Origin of the sequence: Psychrobacter sp. WY6 (assembly GCF_018448495.1) — a bacterium.
Taxonomy (GTDB): Bacteria; Pseudomonadota; Gammaproteobacteria; order Pseudomonadales; family Moraxellaceae; genus Psychrobacter.
In genome coordinates this window covers 3,149,333-3,166,752 of the sequence record NZ_CP049902.1, presented here as the reverse complement: position 1 = coordinate 3,166,752, position 17,420 = coordinate 3,149,333, and the positions used below count along the sequence as shown (strand labels likewise).

21 protein-coding genes and 3 pseudogenes are annotated in these 17,420 nt (G+C 40.2%); 16 read left to right on the top strand and 8 right to left on the bottom strand.

Annotated elements, in window-relative coordinates:
• Positions 1-135: 135 nt before the first annotated feature.
• Entirely contained in the window at positions 136-804 is a 669-nt protein-coding gene (locus G7Y90_RS15880; protein WP_250162873.1) for a hypothetical protein, read from the bottom strand.
• A gap of 72 nt (positions 805-876) precedes the next feature.
• Positions 877-1,386 (bottom strand): hypothetical protein, encoded by a 510-nt coding sequence (locus G7Y90_RS15875; RefSeq protein WP_250162872.1) that lies wholly within the window; start codon positions 1,384-1,386, stop codon positions 877-879.
• 570 nt (positions 1,387-1,956) lie between these two features.
• Here G7Y90_RS15875 and G7Y90_RS15870 point away from each other — a divergent pair.
• From G7Y90_RS15870 to G7Y90_RS15825, 13 genes and pseudogenes are all read left to right on the top strand, one after another.
• Positions 1,957-2,430, top strand: coding sequence for a hypothetical protein (locus tag G7Y90_RS15870; RefSeq protein WP_250162871.1), 474 nt, complete (start codon positions 1,957-1,959; stop codon positions 2,428-2,430).
• Between the two features lie 84 nt (positions 2,431-2,514).
• The gene (locus G7Y90_RS19340; RefSeq protein WP_502937444.1) at positions 2,515-2,955 is read left to right on the top strand and encodes a type I restriction-modification system subunit M N-terminal domain-containing protein; all 441 of its coding nucleotides are present in this window, start codon (positions 2,515-2,517) and stop codon (positions 2,953-2,955) included.
• A gap of 26 nt (positions 2,956-2,981) precedes the next feature.
• On the top strand, positions 2,982-3,389 hold the full coding sequence (locus tag G7Y90_RS19335) for an HsdM family class I SAM-dependent methyltransferase (protein WP_502937443.1): 408 nt from the start codon (positions 2,982-2,984) through the stop codon (positions 3,387-3,389).
• Positions 3,355-3,582 (top strand): annotated as a pseudogene (locus G7Y90_RS19330) (HsdM family class I SAM-dependent methyltransferase); the annotation flags it as partial. The gene G7Y90_RS19335 and the pseudogene G7Y90_RS19330, both read left to right, overlap by 35 nt.
• A gap of 80 nt (positions 3,583-3,662) precedes the next feature.
• The gene (locus G7Y90_RS19325; RefSeq protein WP_502937370.1) at positions 3,663-4,010 is read left to right on the top strand and encodes an N-6 DNA methylase; all 348 of its coding nucleotides are present in this window, start codon (positions 3,663-3,665) and stop codon (positions 4,008-4,010) included.
• Positions 4,000-4,782, top strand: coding sequence for a restriction endonuclease subunit S (locus tag G7Y90_RS15860; RefSeq protein ID WP_250162870.1), 783 nt, complete (start codon positions 4,000-4,002; stop codon positions 4,780-4,782). The genes G7Y90_RS19325 and G7Y90_RS15860 overlap by 11 nt, the downstream gene beginning before the upstream one ends.
• Positions 4,740-5,237: a restriction endonuclease subunit S gene (locus G7Y90_RS15855; protein ID WP_250162869.1), complete on the top strand. Its 498-nt coding sequence runs from the start codon at positions 4,740-4,742 to the stop codon at positions 5,235-5,237. Before G7Y90_RS15860 ends, G7Y90_RS15855 begins: the two co-directional genes overlap by 43 nt.
• A complete protein-coding gene (locus G7Y90_RS15850) occupies positions 5,234-5,521 on the top strand; it encodes a hypothetical protein (protein ID WP_250162868.1) in 288 nt (95 codons plus the stop codon). Before G7Y90_RS15855 ends, G7Y90_RS15850 begins: the two co-directional genes overlap by 4 nt.
• 71 nt (positions 5,522-5,592) lie before the next feature.
• A pseudogene (locus G7Y90_RS19320) lies at positions 5,593-5,959 on the top strand (PD-(D/E)XK nuclease domain-containing protein).
• Between the two features lie 328 nt (positions 5,960-6,287).
• Positions 6,288-6,953, top strand: a complete 666-nt coding sequence (locus G7Y90_RS15840) for an Abi family protein (protein WP_250162866.1) — start codon at positions 6,288-6,290, stop codon at positions 6,951-6,953.
• Entirely contained in the window at positions 6,868-7,209 is a 342-nt protein-coding gene (locus G7Y90_RS19315) for an Abi family protein (RefSeq protein ID WP_502937369.1), read from the top strand. Before G7Y90_RS15840 ends, G7Y90_RS19315 begins: the two co-directional genes overlap by 86 nt.
• Positions 7,200-10,562 carry a type I restriction endonuclease subunit R gene (locus G7Y90_RS15830; protein ID WP_250162864.1) on the top strand — a complete coding sequence of 1,121 codons (3,363 nt, stop codon included), beginning with the start codon at positions 7,200-7,202 and terminating at the stop codon, positions 10,560-10,562. Before G7Y90_RS19315 ends, G7Y90_RS15830 begins: the two co-directional genes overlap by 10 nt.
• Positions 10,563-10,568: 6 nt before the next feature.
• Complete coding sequence (locus G7Y90_RS15825) at positions 10,569-11,399, top strand: M48 family metallopeptidase (protein WP_250162863.1); 831 nt, start codon at positions 10,569-10,571, stop codon at positions 11,397-11,399.
• 121 nt (positions 11,400-11,520) lie between these two features.
• Here the strand turns inward: G7Y90_RS15825 and G7Y90_RS15820 are convergent, their stop codons facing one another.
• Positions 11,521-12,630, bottom strand: a complete 1,110-nt coding sequence (locus G7Y90_RS15820; RefSeq protein WP_250162862.1) for a histone deacetylase-like amidohydrolase — start codon at positions 12,628-12,630, stop codon at positions 11,521-11,523.
• A 135-nt stretch (positions 12,631-12,765) separates the two neighbouring features.
• Here G7Y90_RS15820 and G7Y90_RS15815 point away from each other — a divergent pair, with 135 nt between their 5' ends.
• Together G7Y90_RS15815 and G7Y90_RS15810 are read left to right on the top strand one after the other, a co-directional pair.
• On the top strand, positions 12,766-13,464 hold the full coding sequence (locus G7Y90_RS15815; protein ID WP_250162861.1) for a helix-turn-helix transcriptional regulator: 699 nt from the start codon (positions 12,766-12,768) through the stop codon (positions 13,462-13,464).
• Positions 13,465-13,543: 79 nt separating this feature from the next.
• On the top strand, positions 13,544-14,296 hold the full coding sequence (locus G7Y90_RS15810) for an IS5 family transposase (protein ID WP_193217037.1): 753 nt from the start codon (positions 13,544-13,546) through the stop codon (positions 14,294-14,296).
• A gap of 247 nt (positions 14,297-14,543) precedes the next feature.
• Here the strand turns inward: G7Y90_RS15810 and G7Y90_RS15805 are convergent, their stop codons facing one another.
• The 5 genes from G7Y90_RS15805 to G7Y90_RS15785 all read right to left on the bottom strand — a co-directional run bounded on the left by G7Y90_RS15805 (position 14,544) and on the right by G7Y90_RS15785 (position 16,951).
• Positions 14,544-14,714: a helix-turn-helix transcriptional regulator gene (locus G7Y90_RS15805; RefSeq protein WP_250162860.1), complete on the bottom strand. Its 171-nt coding sequence runs from the start codon at positions 14,712-14,714 to the stop codon at positions 14,544-14,546.
• Positions 14,715-14,899: 185 nt separating this feature from the next.
• Complete coding sequence (locus G7Y90_RS15800; protein WP_250162859.1) at positions 14,900-15,220, bottom strand: hypothetical protein; 321 nt, start codon at positions 15,218-15,220, stop codon at positions 14,900-14,902.
• 20 nt (positions 15,221-15,240) lie between these two features.
• Positions 15,241-15,531 carry a hypothetical protein gene (locus G7Y90_RS15795; RefSeq protein ID WP_250162858.1) on the bottom strand — a complete coding sequence of 97 codons (291 nt, stop codon included), beginning with the start codon at positions 15,529-15,531 and terminating at the stop codon, positions 15,241-15,243.
• Entirely contained in the window at positions 15,528-16,724 is a 1,197-nt protein-coding gene (locus G7Y90_RS15790; protein WP_250162857.1) for an Arm DNA-binding domain-containing protein, read from the bottom strand. Before G7Y90_RS15790 ends, G7Y90_RS15795 begins: the two co-directional genes overlap by 4 nt.
• Before the next feature lie 11 nt (positions 16,725-16,735).
• Positions 16,736-16,951 carry a hypothetical protein gene (locus tag G7Y90_RS15785; protein ID WP_058025596.1) on the bottom strand — a complete coding sequence of 72 codons (216 nt, stop codon included), beginning with the start codon at positions 16,949-16,951 and terminating at the stop codon, positions 16,736-16,738.
• Positions 16,952-17,068: 117 nt separating this feature from the next.
• Between G7Y90_RS15785 and G7Y90_RS15780 the strand changes: the two are divergent.
• A pseudogene (locus G7Y90_RS15780) lies at positions 17,069-17,294 on the top strand (helix-turn-helix domain-containing protein).
• Positions 17,295-17,420 lie beyond the last annotated feature (126 nt).

The window sequence follows — 17,420 nt, the reverse complement described above, 5'->3', positions numbered from 1 at the left end:
CTAGATCTATGGTGACAGCGCTTTGCTCTATATCATCACGTGTGCTTTCCCAATTATCCTTACTATGCGTACTATCCCAGTTATGGGTCGTCGCATCAGGGTCAGACGGGTATATCGGTTTGTTATCAGATAAGTTTATAGGCTTAACTTTATTTTTTTTGGTGGCTTCTTACGCTTAGGTTTTGGTGCATGTAAATTGTGTGCGTGTTGATAGGCGGTCATTATTTTATCTATTTGGCTCAGCTTTGCTTTTGTGTCAGATTCAGCCTTTGCCACTTCCTCGGTATGAGTAGCTTGGCTATTGTTTAGCGCTGCAAGCGCGCTTTGTTGCTGCTTTAATAGACTATTAAATACCGATAATATACGCTCTATACTCATCTCAGTTTGGGCGATATCAGGAAGTGCCTGCCAAAGCCATTTGCGCCTAGGAGAAGCTGAAAACCGCGCCATCTTAAATTGCATTAGTACATTGTTGGTATGGGTTTTTTTATCTTGAACGATAAGTAAAGCTGCGGTGTGCATCGCTATGGATAACCAAACTAGCTGTTGCAATGAGTGACCTAGTTGTTGTTTGGTGACGATATCCTGCATTAGGATCAGCAGCTGCATCAGCAGTGGTTTTTGTGCCAAATCAGTGCGATTGATCTGCATATACTGATTGGCAACTGGTCTGGCCTGTAATGCCGTTACAACCCCTTCTAGCAAATATTGAATAGAATTATTAGCGCGCTCATAATCTTCATGCACTGCAATAACGATGGTGGGATAGATATACGGCAGCTTCTGGGTAAACAAATCTTTCATCACTCTTTAAGTAATCAATAGTCTTAGCAGACAGCCATTGTTTCTGACTGGGAGAGGTGTCATTATTTTGAGTCATGATGATACTTCCTTAGAACGCCTTGCATGATAGGTCTGCTCAGTGATATTGATAAGCTGGCAAAATGTAGTAACGGCAAAGATATTTTTGCCAAATAACTGTTGGTTCATCTGTTTATCTAAAATATTTTTTAAATGTCTGTAAATAAGCTTGATATCTAGCTTCTTGTTATGCTGAGCGATGAGCTCGATTAGCTCATAAAAACAGAGGTCAAACTCAAACTGATTCTTTGAAATGTATCTCACAAGCACTTCTTGTCTTAGTACATTAAAATTAACATCATGGCTTTTAATAAGTTGAAAAAGCTCAAAATTATTGACTAAAAACCATCTTTTGTCTTCTTTGATGAACAATGTGGTTTTAGTCCACACAGCGCTTTGCTCAAGCTTAAATGCTTCAGTAATAAACGGTCTGATATGACAGGTATAAATAGCAAACAAGTCAACAATGTCTGGATAAATAATAACTGTTGTCGTCTGTAGTTTGGCGATCGACAGTGATTTCATGTTGTACTCCCCACTAAGATAACGAGTTGGTGAATTGGTCGATACGCCTCGTTTATTGACCTCCACTCATACCTTACGAGGACTGATCAACAATTGAAACCCACTTTACTAAGATTTGAAGCAAAATGATGAAACACACGACAGTACGTGACGCCAGATTGTATTTTGAGTGTTTTTTGGAGAGAATTTATGATAATTATTTTTGAAGTGCTTCAGGAACTAACTAGAGTTGGTAGGTGTGGGGCGGGGTGAGTAGAAAAGTAATTTACAACAATGGCTTAGGGATGAAAAATGGAGCTAAAACAGTGTATTGGCTGAATAGTAGGGTACAGAGCTTAGATGCCTGATGCAGATTGATATGCAATTTTAGGATAGAAAAAGAGTGGTTTATTATTTGAAAGTTAACCTCAGTTTTAGTATTAATTAACTTCGCGATACTGTCTAGTTTCCTTATACAACTCATATAATAGAATTTAAAAGTAATCACATCTGCCAAACATTGTAGACCCTGCTATCATTATCAAACCAATTAATCAAAAAACCAGTAAAGCCAATAATAAGTAAATGATAATGAAAAAATTATTGATAATATTAGTGAGCATGACAGTAGCAGGAGCTGCTTTTGCAGAGTCTGATATAGATAAAGGCTTAAATGAGTTAGGTATCGTTGATGATAATTACGTCTATACAGATGTCGAGTTAGCCACCACCTTCTTTACTATGGTCACAGAAACTTATGCGAAATCATTACCGATGAGCTTCAATCGTTTTATTGAAATAAATGGTTTGATGATGACGCCTTATCATTCTTACACTAATTACCGCTATACAATCCCTTTTGACGCAGAAGATAGAGCTATGGTTAAGCAAGATCTTGCATCAAAGCAAAATTTGCGTGAAATCTGCGAAGATTACTTTATCTCTGAGACGTTTATGAAAGCTAATAACTTCACGATGGTGTATTCCTATATGGATTCAGACTATAGACCTCTCGCTAAAGTGACTATTAACAATGCTACCTACGCCTCTGCACTTGCGCCATAAATCAAAGCAATTAACTATAAAACTATTCAATAGTATATATCCGCTTAAGGAAATACCAGTAATGTCTGATAAACAACCAGCCAAATCAATCAAGACGACATCAATAAAGCCGTCTGGAACGCCTGTGACACCTTCCGTGGGGTCATCAGCGCCGATACCTATAAAGACTTTATCTTAACCATGCTGTTTTTGAAGTATCTGTCTGACGTTTATAAAGATGAGTACAACAAGCTGGTCGAACAATTCGGCGACAACCCTGAGCTGATCCACGCCATGATGTCGAAGCAGCGTTTTGTCTTACCTGAGGGCGCCAGCTTTTGGGATCTATACGAGCAGCGTCATCAGCCGGGCAACGGTCAACGTATCGACGAGGCGCTACATGCGATTGAAGAAGCCAACGGCACTAAGCTCAAAAACGTCTTCCAAGATATCAGCTTTAATACGGATAAATTAGGGCAAGAAAAGCAAAAGAACGAGCTACTTCGCCACTTATTAGAAGACTTTGGCAAAGATATCTCAACTTAAGCGTTGAACGCGTTGGTAGCTTGGATGTGATTGGCAATGCTTACGAGTATTTAATCAAACACTTTGCCGCCAGTAGTGGGGCGACGGCTGGTGAGTTCTATACACCGCCAGAAGTATCAAATTTGCTGGCGACTATTCTTGAGCCTGTTGAGGGCGATGAAATCTGTGATCCAGCCTGCGGTTCAGGGTCGCTACTCATTAAGTGCGGGGCGATGGTACGCAAAAACTCAAATTCTAAGAAGTATGCGCTATACGGTCAAGAAGCCATTGGCTCGACATGGGCACTGGCTAAGATGAATATGTTCCTACACGGTGAGGACAACCACCGTATCGAGTGGGGCGATACCATCCGTAATCCGCTGCTACTGGACAAAGACGGCACCCTTATTACAGTTCGATGTGGTGACGGCCAACCCGCCGTTTTCACTGGATAAATGGGGTCATGAAGATGCCAGCAGCGATCCCTACGGTCGCTTCCATCGCGGTGTACCACCCAAGACTAAGGGCGACTATGCCTTTATCAGTCATATGATTGAAACGCTGAAACCTAGCACTGGCAGAATGGGTGTGGTCGTACCGCATGGCGTGCTGTTCCGTGCGTCTAGTGAAGGCAAAATCCGTCAGCAACTGATTGAGGAAAACCTGCTCGATACGGTGATTGGCTTACCAGAAAAGCTGTTCTTTGGTAGGGTATACCAGCGCTTTTATTGTTTAAAAAGAATAAGTCTGATGACACAGTCCTGTTTATCGATGCCAGTAATGAGTTTAAATCGGGTAAGAATCAAAACCAGCTCACTGAGGATAATATTAACAAGGTCATTGAGACTTATAAGGCGCGAGAAAGCGTTGATAAATACGCTTATCTAGCAAGCTTTGATGAGATAGCAGAAAACGACTTTAACCTAAATATTCCACGCTATGTCGATACCTTTGAGGAAGAGGCGGAGATTGATCTGGACGCGGTGCGTACTGAGCGTCTTGAGTTAAAAGCTGAATTAGATGCTCTAGAAGCTGAGATGGCAGGGTATTTAAAGGAGTTGGGTTATGGTGCCTAATGGATGGACGGATGGTCGAGTAGAAGATTTATTAAATGGTTTAGAATCTGGTGTAAGTGTAAACGCTGAAGATCGCCAATTACTGGATGGTGAGAAGGGTGTTTTAAGAGTTAGTGCCGTTACTTATGGGACATTTAATCCACATGCAGTTAAAGTTATTGAAAGAGAAGATGAACTCGATAGAGCAAAAATTAATCCTAGAAAATCTCAAATTATAATTAGTAGAAGTAATACAGAAAGTTTAGTAGGAGCTAGTGCTTATATAAACTCCGATTATCCTGAATTATTTTTACCCGATAAATTATGGCAAACTATTCCAAAACCTGATGCCAATATGAAGTGGTTAAGCTACGTATTGGCATCTGAACCAGTTAGATATACGTTGTCAAATTTAGCGACTGGTACAAGTGGCTCAATGAAAAATATTACTAAAGGTGAGTTTCTTAATCTTAAAATTGGTATTCCACCACTTCCAGAACAACAAAAAATCGCCAAAATCCTATCTACTTGGGATAAAGCAATTAGCACCACTGAGCGTCTGATTGACAATAGTACCCAGCAGAAAAAAGCCTTGATGCAGCAGTTGCTGACGGGTAAAAAGCGTTTGCTTGATGAGTCGGGAAAAAGGTTTGATGGTGAGTGGGAAGAGTTCAGTATAGGCTCTACTTCAAAATGCTTTTCAGGTGGAACACCCTCTAGAACAAAGGAGTATTACAATGGCAGTATACCGTGGATTACTTCTGGGAAATTAAACGATTTGTTGATTCTGTAAATGAATATATAACAGAGCTGGGACTCCAAAATTCTTCCGCAAAAATTGTTAAGAATGGAAGTATTCTTGTTGCTATGTATGGCGCAACAGCGGGGAAAGTAGCTTTGAATATGCTAGATAGTGCAACTGTAAATCAAGCAGTTTTAGCATTAGAGCCAAAAGAAGAATTCCATAACTTGTTTTTGTTCTATTTACTTGAAGTTGAAATGTTGAAAGCGTTACTACTGGTTCAAGGTGGACAACCTAACTTAAGTGCCACAATTATAAAAGTTATAAAGATTAAAGTTCCAGCTCTACTTGAACAACAAAAAATCGCCACCGTGTTAACCAATGCCGATAAAGAGATTGAGTTGCTTGAGCAGCAATTAGCTGATTTGCACCAAGAGAAAAAGGCGCTGATGCAGGTTTTGTTGACGGGTAAGAAGCGGGTGGTGGTTGATGGGGAGGTTGTGTGATGGAAAAGTCTAACGCAATTTCTAAATTAAGTTCGCTTGTTGATAGAGCAAATGCACTTGAGTTTAAGACAGGTAATTCTCAACTAATAGTCAAGTGGAAAAGAGATGCGGACGCTGCCATTAGGAATATATTTGGTATTGACTCGCATCATATAAAAGAATTTGAAAACCTTAATTATTCTCTTTCAAGTATCACTGAAATGGATTTATTATTAGTCTTAGATAATAGTGATGAGGTTTTAAGTTCTTCAGTTACATTCTTAAAATCTATGATGATGAAATAACAGAGTACTGGGGATGAACTGATAAAAATATAAATACTGTCGTAAGCGCTAATGAAAATATTGAACGTATTATGAACCGGTTTCATCAAGTATGTCGACAGTTAAGTCATAGGTATAGCAATAGAAATACTCTCAATATAAATGATGAATATGACGTACAAGATTTATTCATGCCTTGTTGAAGTTGTATTTTGATGATGTTCGACCTGAAGAGTATACGCCAAGTTATGCTGGTGCGGCTTCTCGAACTGACTTCTTATTGAAGAAAGAACAAATTATTATAGAGCTCAAAAAAAGCCGTAAAATAAAACGCTTAGAGCGAAAGAAGTTGGCGAACAACTTATTATTGACTCGCAACGATATCAGGTACATCCAGATTGCAAACGGATTATTTGTTTTGTTTACGATCCTGAAGGCTTTATCGCTAATCCGGTATAGAGAACGACTTGAGTAAAAACATGAATGGTATTCCTGTGTCAGTCTTTATTCGTCCAGAGGCGTAAGATGCATTTTACGCACCGATAAAATATAGAATAAAAAAACTGAATCTGTGTACTAGTTTTAACCCGAGCATTAATTTTAAATAGTTGGGGAATTGTCTTTTGGAAAAGATGCGAAAGTGTTGTCTGAATGCATGTATTGACAGAAGTGTCAATACGCCGTATAATGTACGCAACATAACCGTCACGCTTAGTGCCCTCTGGGTAACGCGCAACCTTGGCGGTTTTTCTTTGTCTGAAATTCCTTCTTATAAGGTAGCTAATAAATGTTAGTTACCTATGTCAAACCTCCTCTTACCTTTGCACAGCAGATTGCACGTCTTGAGAAAAAAGGCATGTTTTTTGAAGACAAAAACCTTGCCGAATCCAAGTTAGCCAGTATTAGCTATTATCGTTTAAGCGGCTATTGGTATCCCTTTCGAATTCGCAATGATCAAAAATTCGTCACTAGCCAATTTCAGAATGGAACAAACTTCAATGAAGTCGTATCTCTATATGAATTTGACCGTAAGTTACGCTCTTTGATCCTTGATGCTATCGAACGTGTTGAAATCGCAGTTAGAACTCAATTTACTTATCAAATGGGTCATAAGTATGGCGCTTTTGGATATACCAATAGTGCCAATTTCCATAATAAATTTAATCATCAGAAATGGCTTGGAAAAATTGAGAATGAAGTAGAGAGGTCAACGGATGACTTTATTGAACATTTTAGTTCAAAATATATAGGTTTCCCAACTATTCCTATTTGGATGCTTACAGAGGTAATATCGTTAGGTGCATTATCTTTTGGATACAGGGGATTAATCAATAATCAAGCGCAAGGGGTTGAAGATAAGAAGCTGATTGCTAATCACTTTAATCTTCATCAAAAAGCTTGGCGATTGGTTGCATACTTTGACTTACGTCAGAAATGTTTGTGCGCATCATAGTCGATTATGGAATCGTTCATTAGCGATAAAACCAGATAGAACCAGAGACGCAAATTGGTTACCACCAATGACACCAAGAAATGACAGGATATTCTATGTCTTGTTAATGTTACGTCACTTGTTGAGAGCGACTGGTAACGGAGATGATTGGGCAGTAGAAGTGAATAATCTACTAGAGCCATTAGCTGTCGAAAGAAAATGGCGCTCAGCAATGGGTTTACCTGAAAACTGGAGAGAGCACCCATTATGGAAATAACCTCTAATAGAGCCATCAACTTCGCAGAAGAATTTAGTTCAAAAATCCCTGCCTTAACCTTGCTCACTACACTAGGCTATCAGTTTATACCACCTAGCCAATGCAACGCCATGCGTAGCAGTAAGCTGCTAGCTAATCAGGCGAGTGCTAACAAAGCTACTAGTCAAGTGGTGTTATTACCTATCATGCGTGCGTTCTTAGCTAAGCAAACTTTTATGTTTGAAGGCAAGCCGCATTATTTGTCAGACAGTGCCATTGATAAGATCATGCATGAGCTAAACCCAGCGATGAACTTAGGGCTACAGCTCGCTAACGAGGCGCTCTATAACGCCATGCTCTATGGCGTGACCGTGACCGAGTTTATCGACGGCAAAAGAACCTCGCAAACCATCAGCTTGATAGATTGGAATCATATCGATAACAATAGCTTCCACTTTACCGAAGAGCTGGTAGTACAGAATAGCGAGGGTACGACGAACAGCCGTAGACCTGATATCGTCTGCTTTGTGAATGGTCTACCACTGACAGTGATTGAAGCCAAACGCCCTGACTCTAGTAGAGAGTGGCAATCGACCAATTCCCAAGCGGTATCCCAGCATATTCGCAATCAACATCAAACAGAAATCCCGCATCTGTTTGCCTATAGTCAATTATTACTGGTGGTTAATGGTCATGACGGACTGTATGCGACTTGCGGTACGCCTGAAAAGTTCTGGGCAAAATGGGTCGAAGAAGACATCCAAGAGCCTGAATTTAACCGTCTAAAAAACCAAGCGCTTACTGATGAGCAGCTTAATAATCTATTTGATCATCGTCCTGCCTCTGCTAAAAAAGAATACTTATCGCTGATTAATGCTGGCGATCTCGTCGTCACTGATCAAGACCGCCTTATCATTAGCTTATTACAGCCTGAGCGTTTGCTTGAGATGACGCGCATGTTTACCTTGTTTGATAAAAAGGCTGGCAAAATTGTTGCCCGTTATCAGCAAGTCTTTGGTATCAAAGCCCTGATTGAACGTATCAGCACCTTTGACGGCCCTGATGGTAAGTCGGGTAGTCGGCAAGGCGGTGTTATTTGGCATACCACAGGTAGTGGCAAATCTTTCACTATGGTGTTTTTCTCTAAAGCTTTGATTTGGTTAGAAGAGCTCGCGAAGTGCCGTGTTATTGTGGTCACTGACCGGGTTGATTTGGAAACTCAGCTTAGTCAAACCTTTGCCTCAGGTGGCGTACTTAGTGATAGAGATAAATCGGAGGCGATGGCAACCTCTGGTCGCCGCCTAGCACAGCAAATCGGTCACGGTAATGAGCGCGTTATCTTCTCCATCATTAATAAATTTGGCTCAGCCGTTAAGTATGATGAATGCTATAACGACAGCCCAAACATCATCGTCATGGTCGATGAAGGTCACCGCAGCCAAAACGGTGAGAATAATATTCGCATGAGCCAGGCTCTGCCGAATGCTGCCTTTATTGCCTTTACTGGTACGCCACTGTTAAAGGATGATAAGACCGAAAACAAATTCGGCAGCATCATTCACTCTTACACCATGCAGCAAGCGGTCAAAGATAAAACCGTTACGCCACTGTTATACGAAGAGCGTATCCCTGAGCTCAATACCAATGATCAAGCCATTGATGCTTGGTTTGACCGTATCACCCAAAAGCTTACCGATGATCAGAAGAGTGACCTCAAACGTAAGTTCTCCCAAAAAGGTCAAATCTATCAGGTTGAAGGTCGTATTGAGCTCATCGCTCATGACATCTCTGATCACTTCCAAAACTTTAAACAGCAGCATCTAAAAGGTCAACTGGCTTGTGATTCTAAAGCCTCAGCCGTTCGCTATAAGATCGCTTTAGATAAGATTGGCAAAGTGACTTCAGTGGTAGCCATGTCACCGCCTGATACCCGTGAAGGGCATGATACCGTCGATGGCGAATCAAAAGACATCGTACAAAACTGGTGGCAAGATAATGTTGCCGCGGACTTCGGCGGTGATGAAAAAGCCTATACCAAAGCCATTATAGAAGCCTTTAGTACCGATGATGGCCCTGACATTATGATCGTTGTTGATAAGCTATTAACGGGCTTTGATGAGCCAAAAAACACCGTACTGTATATCGATAAGCCTTTAAAGCAGCACAACCTTATTCAGGCGATTGCGCGGGTGAACCGCTTACATGAGAAAAAACGCTTTGGTTATCTGATTGATTATCGTGGCATCTTAAAAGAGCTGGATATCACCATTGAGAAATACCAAGACTTAGCGGAACGTACGCAAGGTGGCTTTGATATCGAAGACCTCAAAGGTCTGTATAACGCTATGGATACCGAGTACAAACAGCTACCAAGACTGCATAACGAGCTGTGGGCGATCTTCTCATCAGTGAAAAATAAGCAAGACGGACAAGCTTTAAGGCAGGTGCTTGCACCTAAGATGCAAGAGATCGACGGCAGGGTAGTCGATACCAAGCTTAAAGCGCGTGACGACTTTTATGCGGCCTTGACCGAGTTTTCTAACGCCATGAAAATTGCTTTGCAGTCAGCGTCCTTCTTTGAAGATAAATCATTCGATAGCAAGCGTGACCGCTACAAAGCCGATCTAAAAGCCTTTATTAACCTACGTAAGCAAGTGCGTGAAGACGCTGATGAGACTATCGATTACGATGAGTACGAAGCGGATATTCGCAGCTTACTCGATAAGCACATTGCAGGGCTTGAGGTGAAGGAAGCAAAAGGGGCTTACTTAGTCGGCAATTTAGGTAAGGATGTTAAGCCCGAAGAGCTGAGTGATGATGAAGCCCGTAACCAAACCGATAAAATCACCGGTCGTGTCACTAAAATGATTGAGCAAGATTTGGCGGATGATCCGTATGCGCAAGAGTACTTCTCTAAGCTAAAAAAAGCCATTGAAGAAGCCAGAGCAATGTTCGATGCACCCGTGAAGCAATACATGATGTTTGCTGACTTTGAGCAAGCCGTCAAAGACCGCGATGTCGCTGATGTACCGAATGACTTTATCGATGATAGTGGCAAATTAAACAAACATGCTCAGGCTTACTTTGGTTTGTTTAAGCACTTATTTGACGCTGACTTCTTAGCGGATAAAGAGCTAGATAACGACAAGCTGGTCGCTTACGCCTTTGAGATTGATGAGGTGGTTAAAACCAATGTAGCTGAATATTCCATCAATGCCAGTGAAATTGAAAATGCGATTAATAGACGTTTATTGCCAATGTTGTTTGCTGACTTGGGTATCGATAAAGCGCAACAGCTTATTGAAGCCGTGCTAAAGATTACCCGACTTGGGCTGTCGAGAGAGTCAAGTAGCCCACGAGCAGCAAGAGGGTAGTAGATAATGACTGAGAATGGCGACTTTTATTATGGTGAAGATAAGATCCATTATGAAGTAGTGCGTAAAGACGCAACTTATAACAAAACAACAGGCAAGTCTAAAAGCGACACGCTTATTAGCGAAAAGACCAAACCCAGTAAATCAAGACAACCTCGTAAAATTGTTATCAAGGTACATCCTGATCAGCGTGTGGTCGCCACAGCGCCTATCGATGCTACAGAGGAGATGATCCATGATGCTATGATGAAGCGTGCGCGCTGGATATGGCAAAGCCTACAAGACTTTGCCAAGCAAAAAGATCATGTATTGCCCAAGCGTTATGTCAGCGGTGAGACTCAGTTTTATCTGGGTCGTCGTTATGTCTTAAAAGTGATCATTAACTCTGAGACTGAACCTAGTGTAAAGCTGAGTCGTGGTCAGTTGAATGTAGAATTATCGCAAAGTGATGCTGAATTAGACTTGGATGAACGAGCTACTCTCGTAAAAAGCCTTATTGATAAATGGTACCAAGATAAAGCCAAGCTTATCTTTGCAGAGCGACTAGATGCGGTACTACCTAAAGCATCATGGGTCACAGGTACGCCATCATTTAGACTTATGACTATGAAAAAGCAGTGGGGAAGCTGCTCAACGAAAGGCAATTTAATACTTAATCCGCATTTGGTAAAAGCGCCAAAGGAGTGCATTGATTATGTGATACTGCATGAGCTGTGTCATATAGCTGAGCATAATCATAGCGAGCACTTTTGGCGTTTACTAACGCAAGTGATGCCGAACTGGAAAGAGGTGAAGGCTAGACTTGATAGGATGGCTGAGCTGTATTTGAATGAGTAGGTTTGGGGTTTTAACTAGTTATAGAATACTTTAAAAATAAACTACTTTGAGATTTGAGTAGTTGGATACAGAAAAGGAAACGCCTTCTAGTTATAATCACTAAAAGGCGTTAAGAGCTAATTTATTTAAACTTCCAATATTTTGACTGCTGTTCTATAACTGCCTGAACAGCTGCATCTTCATGAGGGAACAGTGTTTCAACTGGGACACCAAAACCTTCCATAAATGGATCTTCTACATCGGTTTTAATACCACTAATTGCTTCAACGATAGCCAATGAGCAGAAAGGAACATATGCTGCACTATATCCACCTTCATGACATAGTACTAAACGACCGTCACAATGTTTTTCTGCAAGATTTTTCATAAATTCTGCAAAACGTCTGAAGCCTCCTGATGTCACCATCATTCGTGCCAATGGATCAAAGAAATTGGGATCTTGTCCTGCGGATACGATAATGAGCTCAGGTTTAAATTGATCAACAATCGGACCAACAATCTTTTCAAATGCATTTAGATATCCAGCATTTCCTGTACCAGCTGGCAATGGAATGTTGACGTTATAGCCTTCACCTTTGTCTTTACCTGTATGTTCAATGTGACCACGCTCGGCAGGAAATAAGTTATCTTGATGCAGGGAGATAAATAGTGTGCTGTCATCCTCGTAAAATGCCTGTTCTGTACCATTACCATGGTGAACATCCCAATCAAGCACGAGAATGCGCTCTAAGTTATACTTTCGTTTAGCATGCTTTGCTGCGATTGCTACGTTATTGAATAAGCAAAACCCCATTCCTTCTTGTGCTTCAGCATGATGGCCAGGCGGTCTTGTTAATGCGTAAACGTTTTGAACGTCTCCATCCATAACAGATTCTACAGCGGTCATTGCTCCACCTGCAGATAGGAGAGCAATTTCATAAGAGCCTCTACCTACAATAGCAATCTGTCCTGCATCACCACCGTTCGCGTCACTTAATTCTTTTACTTTATCAACATAATTTGGCAGGTGGAATAGCTCGATATCTTCTCTTGTAGCGCGTTGTGGAGCTATTGACTGTAATTGAGGAGTCAAACCACAAATATCCATCAAGTTCTTAAAACGTCTCTTCGTTTCAGGATCTTCTCCATATGTGTGACTTTGCACGTAACCGCCAGAGGCTAAATGCAGTGCGCCTGAACCATTATCGTGCCAGAAATAGCTTTCATCGTAGATAAAACCTGTAGTTTTCATTTCACTTCCTTGTTTCGTTGTTTGTAACGTGATTGTTAGTCTTATCATTCCAAATAATCAAACTGTTGTATATTACAAAAGGATAATTTTTTAGTCTAGACTGATTAAGAGCACCTTCGACAAGGAAGAGGTTTTGTGGGACTAGAGCAACAAGGAAAAGGAATTATGAACTTAACAAAAACGGACTATCAAAATATTTTAAGTTTTATCAATAGCTCACTATACGATTACAGAAATATTCAATCGTTACTTTCCAAGCTTTTTAAGTTTGATCGCTCATTACTTTGGCATGCAGATGAAGAAGGTAATATGCATAGTTTAAAGTTCTATAATTTTAGCGACCAAATGATGTTTGATTATAAAGAAATTCATAGAACAAACGATGTGATGCACCCTAAAAAGCACTTGCGTAACTTAGGAAGTAGCAAAGATTCGGTGTATAGAATTGGGGAGGTGACAACCCAAAAGGAGTTGGCAAACTCCTCTTACAATCACTTTATAGAGCGACACGAGATAATAGATCAAATGGTGATGTACCTTTCTACGGCTACTACTATTTATGCAGGCATTGGATTTGTAAGGTTTAAAGGGGAGAGACTCTTTACTCGAAAAGATAAGAAAATATTGCAAACACTATCCACGCATTTGCAGCACTTAGTAAAGAATTCAATGCGGATAAAAGAGAATGCAACGGTTAAAATGTTAGTTAATCCGACTAGAGATCTTCAGCCCATTCTTTCCACGAGAGAATTGGAAGTTTATCGACTTGTAACAAAAGGATGCTCAAATATAGAAATTGCCGACCAATTGTACATTACTATTAGGGCGTGTTGAACATTGAGAATAAAATGATGGCAAAAAAATAGCAAACGGTTAGTCTTTAAGTTCTCACACAAAAAAGACATCGTTTGCTATGCCTCGTACAATGCTCAAAGATCAACACTGGACAAGACTAAGACCTATATTACTAGAACTTAATATCTATGACAAAGGGAATCTTAGACAAACAGTCGAAGGCGTATTATATCGTATGCGTGTTGGCTGTCCTTGGCGTGATCTGCCACCTTACTTTGGTAAGCCTAATACCGTCTATAAGGCTTATCAGCGCTGGTTTCGTAGCAATAAACTGATTGCACTGTTCGCTTTATTAATTAAAGACTCAGACTGTGAATGGGTATTTATCGATGGCACACACATTAAAGCGCATCAGCACAGTAATGGTAGCAATGAGGTGGAACAAGCCATTAGTAAAAGTGTGGCAGGACGCGCCACCAAGATTCATTTGGCGGTTGATGCTCACGGCAACCCTATTACTTTTATCTTATCAGATGGCACGACTCACGATGTAAAGGTGGCTCCAGACTTAGTTGATAAGATTAATTTAAGTGGTACAGACATGCTATGTGCCGATAAGGGCTATGATTCTGATCCGCTGCGAGACCATATTGAACAAGCGGGTTGCTTCAATAATATTCCTAGAAAACAGAATACTAAGTTCACCAATAACCATATGGACTGGCACTTGTACAAGGCTCGACACTTAGTAGAAAATGCTTTTGCTAAGTTAAAAAACTACAGGGCGGTTGCAACTAGATTTGATAAGCTCAAACAAAGTTATGAGAACACAGTGGCTCTCGCTTGTGCCTATATCTGGCTGAAATTATGAATGTTCAACACGCCCTAATACTGTAAAAAAGCATTTAAGAAATATGTATGAGAAAAATCAGGTTAATAGTCGTACGAGCCTGATTTATAAATTAGATGGGTTGGTCATCTAATTATGCCAATAGTTCGATAACGCAATTATAAAACTGAATACAGTATAACACTATACAAAATAAGCCACTCGAAGTGGCTTATTTACATATAACTGCTTACTGCTTAGTGAACTCTCGCAGCTATTTTTTACCTAATCACTGAGCAATTTCACTTTCTACCCATGCCACACGACCTTTTAATAGCTTAACCTGAATTGGGAAGGTGGTATCATAGCGATTAGACTTCTTGTCTAACATCTCATAAATCCTTGTGCTACTTAACCCAGTGAAGTAGATAGCCTCTTTCAATGTTAACATCCGAGGCATGCGTAAAGCATTTAGATCCGTTGTATCAGTTTGATTATTAGTATTAAAGTTTTCCATGATTTACTCATTATAAATTAATTTTTCTTATTCTGTATGATAGTGAACTTATATATTACTCATCTAAACTTCTAAAAACAGATAACCAGACAGCCTAGGCTCTCTGGTTATAAAGTAATCTCAAGTATTTACCTACCTACAATAAGCTGACCTCCCGAAAAGTTAATACAGCCATCACAAAACCAGAATTCCTGCTTTTTTATATACGAAATATCCGCTGGCACATCTAGACGGTAACCAAGACCGCAGTACTCACAATGAATCTCATCTAAATAGGCCTGACATTTTGCAAGGTTAGTAAACAAATCCTTAGGACTTACATCATAGTCATAGCAAAGCTTATTCAGATGACGAATATAATTACTGGGTGAAACATATGACCAATATTCATGGCATAAAAGCTTTGCCGCATCATCTACATTTGAGTCGAAGAAAAATTTTACACTCATAGTATTCTCCTCGTTAGTAGTCACAGCCATGAGCCATGCTGCGGCAATAGCTCATAAAGCTCACCCTGAAGCTTTTGATACATGTCATCAACCACATACCCACTATTAGCATCTAAGCGCTTTTGTACCCATACGCGCATAGCCATATGATTATCAAAGCAACGATCAACACTTAAGAAACGAGCCAAACCAACACCTGACTGAATATAGAGCTCACAAATCAAAGTGTTAGCAATACCATTAGCATCCTCGCTGACGTAGCCACTAGGTTTCAAGTCCGCAAATAGTTCATCGTAATTAATAACTTTCATTGTGCCTTCTCCTTGTCAGTAGATGCTTGAGCAATCTGACTCCGATTGACCAATGCCTCAAAAGCGCTGCCATCTTGACGGGTCATATTTGGTACATAACGACTATATGTATTGAATAGCATCTTAGTCGTAGAGTGTCCCATTTGGCTGGCTATCCACTCAGGACTCTCACCAGCAGCTAACCAAAGCGTTGCTGCCGTGTGTCTTGTCTGATAAGCGTTGCGTGTCTTGAGTCCTAAAAGCCTCAGCGTGGGATGCCATACTTGTTTATTGATATTGTTATAATCAAGCGGCGAACCAGTATGGGCACAAAACACATAATCTGAGCGCTTATAAGTGATTGCCTGTTGTTCTTTTAAAGCATCAAAAACCCAAGGTGACATTTGAATCGCTCTATAAGACTCTTGCGTCTTAGGAGGAACTATTTTCCCTTTAACCAGCGCCTGCTTGATCACAATCTCACGACGATTAAAGTCAATATTCTCCCACGTTAATCCATCAATCTCACTCGTACGCATACCAGTAAAGAAACGTACTAAATAATAATTACGATAGTCAGCTCTTACACCATTGATGAATTTCCAGACCTCCTCCAGTGTAAATGGCTGGATATCAGTCTTTGGCTCTTTGAGCGACTTAATGTCATCATAAGGGTTATCAAACTTATAGCGTTTCGCGGCTTCTTTTAGTATCATACCTAAAGGTACCATTATCGAATTGATGCGTGCCGCTGACAGATGTTTGTTAGCTTTTCCGTACGTTACTTTGGCGAGCGATGAACGGAAGGCTAATACATCTGTCTTTTTTATGAGATGAATGGGTCTAGTCCCAAACTCAGGAATTAAATACATATCAATAATCTCCTGTATTTTACGTTTGTAGGTATCGCGCCACTCAATTTCTTTTTCAGAAAACCATAGTGTTGCAAACTGCTTAAAAGAAGGAACGTTAGTATTAATACATTCCTTACGATCGTTTAACGCGACCATTTCTGCTGCTTTATCACTTTTCGGAAAATACTTAGCATAGCTAAAGATGCCTAGGGTGATTTCTGCCTCCATCTGTTCAATTACCTTCTCAAGCTTTTTGCGATTAGCTGGCGTGTCTGTAAGGTTTGTCGTCTCCCTACAACGTTTATTCATATAGCGAAAGTCGACCACTAACTTGTTATATCTACTTCTGATACTAGCCATGATATTTCTCCTTATTGTAGTGCCATAGCGTTGATGCTACCGGCGACACCAGTACGCATATCTTTTTCGATTTCTTCCCAGACATATAAGATCTTACGACCCCCGAATGGGCGTATATAATGAATTCCTTCGATGAGCACAGTATCTTTGAGCTCATTACGTATCGTACGAGGGTTGTATTTGATAAGCTCAGAAAGCTCTTGGGTAGTTAGGTAAGTATGTGACATAATGAGTTCCTTATATAAAGTTTAATTATAATGGTACTTTTGAATACCATAGTTGTAATTTAACACATATTTATAACTATGCAAGTACTTTTTATAACTATAGTTGGAGTTTTTAGGATGATAGTTAACCATCTTCCCACTTTGTTAGCTGAAAGAAGGCTAAAAGTAGCGGATGCAGTGCGAGCGACAGGTGTTAGCAAAACAACTTTGCATAAGATATAATGATCAGTCATCAAGAATTGATTTCGATACGATAGATAAGCTTTGTGAATATTTAGAAGTAGGGGTAGGAGATATTTTTGAATATGTAACAGAGATTGAGGCAGAGGATAGAAAGAAATAGACATTAATCTAAAATTTGAAGTAGAGGTCAAAAAGCGAGTTTTTAATTGAAGAGTTTTTGGAAGCTAGTCACGTTTTGGTCACCATTTGGTCACCGTCGTTTTTTTGAGCAGTTTAAAAGAGCCTA

Coding starts and splice junctions, on each gene's coding strand:
- G7Y90_RS15880 (WP_250162873.1), bottom strand. CDS start 804: ATGAAAGATTTGTTTACCCAGAAGCTGCCGTATATCTATCCCACCATC.
- G7Y90_RS15875 (WP_250162872.1), bottom strand. CDS start 1,386: ATGAAATCACTGTCGATCGCCAAACTACAGACGACAACAGTTATTATT.
- G7Y90_RS15870 (WP_250162871.1), top strand. CDS start 1,957: ATGAAAAAATTATTGATAATATTAGTGAGCATGACAGTAGCAGGAGCT.
- G7Y90_RS15860 (WP_250162870.1), top strand. CDS start 4,000: ATGGTGCCTAATGGATGGACGGATGGTCGAGTAGAAGATTTATTAAAT.
- G7Y90_RS15840 (WP_250162866.1), top strand. CDS start 6,288: ATGTTAGTTACCTATGTCAAACCTCCTCTTACCTTTGCACAGCAGATT.
- G7Y90_RS15830 (WP_250162864.1), top strand. CDS start 7,200: ATGGAAATAACCTCTAATAGAGCCATCAACTTCGCAGAAGAATTTAGT.
- G7Y90_RS15825 (WP_250162863.1), top strand. CDS start 10,569: ATGACTGAGAATGGCGACTTTTATTATGGTGAAGATAAGATCCATTAT.
- G7Y90_RS15820 (WP_250162862.1), bottom strand. CDS start 12,630: ATGAAAACTACAGGTTTTATCTACGATGAAAGCTATTTCTGGCACGAT.
- G7Y90_RS15810 (WP_193217037.1), top strand. CDS start 13,544: ATGCCTCGTACAATGCTCAAAGATCAACACTGGACAAGACTAAGACCT.
- G7Y90_RS15805 (WP_250162860.1), bottom strand. CDS start 14,714: ATGCCTCGGATGTTAACATTGAAAGAGGCTATCTACTTCACTGGGTTA.
- G7Y90_RS15800 (WP_250162859.1), bottom strand. CDS start 15,220: ATGAGTGTAAAATTTTTCTTCGACTCAAATGTAGATGATGCGGCAAAG.
- G7Y90_RS15795 (WP_250162858.1), bottom strand. CDS start 15,531: ATGAAAGTTATTAATTACGATGAACTATTTGCGGACTTGAAACCTAGT.
- G7Y90_RS15790 (WP_250162857.1), bottom strand. CDS start 16,724: ATGGCTAGTATCAGAAGTAGATATAACAAGTTAGTGGTCGACTTTCGC.
- G7Y90_RS15785 (WP_058025596.1), bottom strand. CDS start 16,951: ATGTCACATACTTACCTAACTACCCAAGAGCTTTCTGAGCTTATCAAA.